The sequence below is a fragment of the Streptomyces sp. genome, assembly GCF_019510245.1.
In the GTDB taxonomy this organism is placed as follows: Bacteria; Actinomycetota; Actinomycetes; order Streptomycetales; family Streptomycetaceae; genus Streptomyces.
In genome coordinates this window covers 1-2780 of record NZ_JAEKKT010000411.1, presented here as the reverse complement: position 1 = coordinate 2780, position 2780 = coordinate 1, and the positions used below count along the sequence as shown (strand labels likewise).

Sequence of the window (2780 nt, the reverse complement as noted above, 5' to 3'; positions counted from 1 at the left end):
CGGTAGCCGACGAGGTGGCCGTCGACGAGCAGCCGGCCGCTGTCGATCTTCTCGAGGTGGTTGATGCAGCGGATGAAGGTCGACTTCCCCGATCCGGACGGGCCAATGATGCAGAGCACCTGGCCCTCCTGCACCTGAAGGTTGATGCCCTTCAGCACCTCGATTGGCCCGAACGACTTGTGCACCCCCTCGGCGAGGACGAGCGGCTCAGGCACCGAGACCTCCGGCACCCGATTCGTCGCGACGCATGATGGTCATGAACAACCTCTGTCCGGGGCGGGCCGGCACGTTGCGGCTCGTTCCGCGACCGAATCGCTTCTCGAGGAAGTACTGGCCGACGTAGAGAATGCTGGTCATCACGATGTACCAGATGCTGGCCGTGACGAGCAGCGGGATCACCAAGAACGTCGACTGGTTGTAGATCGTCTGCGCCGCACCGGTCAGATCGTTCAACCCGATGATGATCACGATCGAGGTCGTCTTCAGCATCGAGATCGTCTCGTTGCCGGTCGGCGGGATGATCACCCGCATCGCTTGCGGCAGGATGATCCGCCGCATGGCCAGCCCGCGCCCCATGCCCAGGGCCGCGGCCGCTTCCGCCTGCCCGGTGCCGACGGACAGCAGACCCGCCCGCGCGATCTCGGACATGTAGGCCGCCTCGTTCAGACCGAGCCCCAGCACCGCCGCGGTGAACGGGGTGATCAGGTCGTTCGAGTCCCAGGAGTGGAAGCTCGGGCCGAACGGCACCCCGATCGAGATCCGCCGGAACAGCACACCGAGGGCGAACCAGAAGAGGACTTGGACGAGCACGGGCGTGCCGCGGAAGAACCACGTGTAGACCCAGGCGGACATCGAGAGCACGGGGTTGGGCGACATCCGCATGACGGCCAGGACGATTCCGAGGACGACGCCAATCACCATCGCGAAAACGGTCAGCTGGATGGTCACCCAGATGCCCTTGAGGATCGAGGTCTCGTTCAAGTAGCCGCGGACGTAGTCCCACTGCCAGGCCGGGTTCGAGACGAGCGAGTGCACGAACATCGCGACGAGGACGCCGATGACGGCCACCGCCACCCAGCGCAGCGGGTGACGGATCGGGACGACGGTGAGCTCGTCGGCGCGGACGTCCTCCGCGGTGGAGCGATCCGTGCCGGCGCTCATCAGCCGTTCGCGCCGTTGATCTTCGACTCGGTGACCGCACCCGCCTGCAGGCCCCACGTGTTGATGATCTTCGTGTAGGTGCCGTCCTGCATCAGCTGCGTCACGGCCTTCTGGAAGATCGGCGCCAGCGGGCTGCCCTTCTTGAAGGCGATGCCGTACGGACCCTCGTCCGTCGTCTCGCCGGCGACCTCGATCTGCCCCCCGACGAGCTTGCCCTGGTAAGCCACGACGGGCGTGTCACCCGTGAACGCGTCGGCCCGGCCGGCGACGAGCGCCTGGTTCACGCCGCCCTGGTCAGGAAGGATCACCGGGGTCGGCGCCTTCTTCCCGTCCTTCAGGCACTGGCCCTTGAGCGTGATGGCGCCTTCGGCCTTCGTCTTGGTGAGCGCCGTGGCCTGGATGGTGCCGCGCTCGGCGCCGACCTTCAGGCCGCAGAGGTCCTCCATCGTCTTGATGTGCTTGGGGTTGCCCTTCTTCACGCCGATGGACGTGCCGGCCTTGAAGTAGGTGACGAAGTCGTTGCCCTTCTCCCGCTCGGTGTTGTCGGTGAAGGCGGACATCGAGAAGTCGAAGCGGCCGGCGGTGAGGCCGGTCAGGATGCCGTCGAACACAGCCTTGCGAACGACGATCTTCACGCCGAGCTTTCGGCCGATCGCGTTGGCGAGATCGATGTCGAAGCCCTGGAACCCGCCGCCGCTCTTGGTGAACTCGACCGGCGCGTACGTCGGGTCGGTCGCCATGACGAGCGAGCCCTTGGTCTTGATGGCGGCCGGGAGCAGGTCGTGCAGCGACTTGTTCGCGGCCACCGAGCCGACGCTGGCCGACTTGTTGGTGTCCTTGGCCGTCTTGCCCGATCCGCATCCGGCGAGGGCGAGGGAACCAGCCGCAGCGAGCGTGACCGCGACGGCGAACGGGCGTGACAGCAAAATGACCTCCGGACGAATGGACGACCTACCGGCGTCACCCTAACGAGCGATCGGCGTCACTGTCAGGGGCGCAACGCAACCGTAACCGCGGCGCGCGGGCCCGATCGCAACGAAAACCGGCGTTCCGGGGCGGAACCACGCCGGGCTAGGGAAGAGCGAGCTGCGTCTTGCCCAGGACGGCGATGCCGCCCTCGGAGACGTGGTAGCGGGCGCGGTCGAGATCCGGCTCCAGCCCGATGTGCGCGCCTTCGGGCACGACGACGTTCTTGTCCAGAATGGCCCGGCGGACGACCGCGCCGCGGCCGATCTGCACGCCGTCCATCAACACCGAACCCTCGACGTACGCGCCGGCGGCCAGCCGGACGTTCGGCGAGATCACGCTGTGCCGCACCGTCGCGCCGGCGACGATGACCCCGGCGCCGACCATCGACTCCTGGGCGATGCCGCCCTCGACGAACTTCGCCGGCGGCAACTGCGGATGGTAGGTGTAAATCGGCCACTGCTGGTTGTACAGGTTGAAGATCGGGTGGACGGCCACGAGGTCCATGTGCGAGTCGTAGTACGCGTCGATCGTCCCTACGTCGCGCCAGTAACCGCGGTCGCGGTCCTCGGCACCGGGCACGTCGTTGTCGGCGAAGTCGTAGACGTAGGCCGACCCCTTCTTCACCATCATCGGCATGATGTTGGTGCCCA

The 2780-nt window shown here is 66.6% G+C and carries 3 protein-coding genes and 1 pseudogene; all 4 read right to left on the bottom strand.

Annotated features, from left to right (window positions below):
* A partial coding sequence (locus JF597_RS53090; protein ID WP_294014163.1) for an ATP-binding cassette domain-containing protein occupies positions 1-215 on the bottom strand: 215 nt, incomplete at its 3' end.
* Entirely contained in the window at positions 208-1161 is a 954-nt protein-coding gene (locus tag JF597_RS53085) for an amino acid ABC transporter permease (RefSeq protein ID WP_294014161.1), read from the bottom strand. The genes JF597_RS53090 and JF597_RS53085, both read right to left, overlap by 8 nt.
* Positions 1161-2087, bottom strand: a complete 927-nt coding sequence (locus JF597_RS53080) for an ABC transporter substrate-binding protein (protein ID WP_294014159.1) — start codon at positions 2085-2087, stop codon at positions 1161-1163. Before JF597_RS53080 ends, JF597_RS53085 begins: the two co-directional genes overlap by 1 nt.
* 145 nt (positions 2088-2232) lie before the next feature.
* Positions 2233-2780: pseudogene (locus JF597_RS53075) on the bottom strand (glucose-1-phosphate adenylyltransferase); the annotation flags it as partial.

Bases quoted from the DNA above. Each gene is read 5' to 3' on its own strand.
- JF597_RS53085 (WP_294014161.1), bottom strand. From the start codon at position 1,161: ATGAGCGCCGGCACGGATCGCTCCACCGCGGAGGACGTCCGCGCCGAC.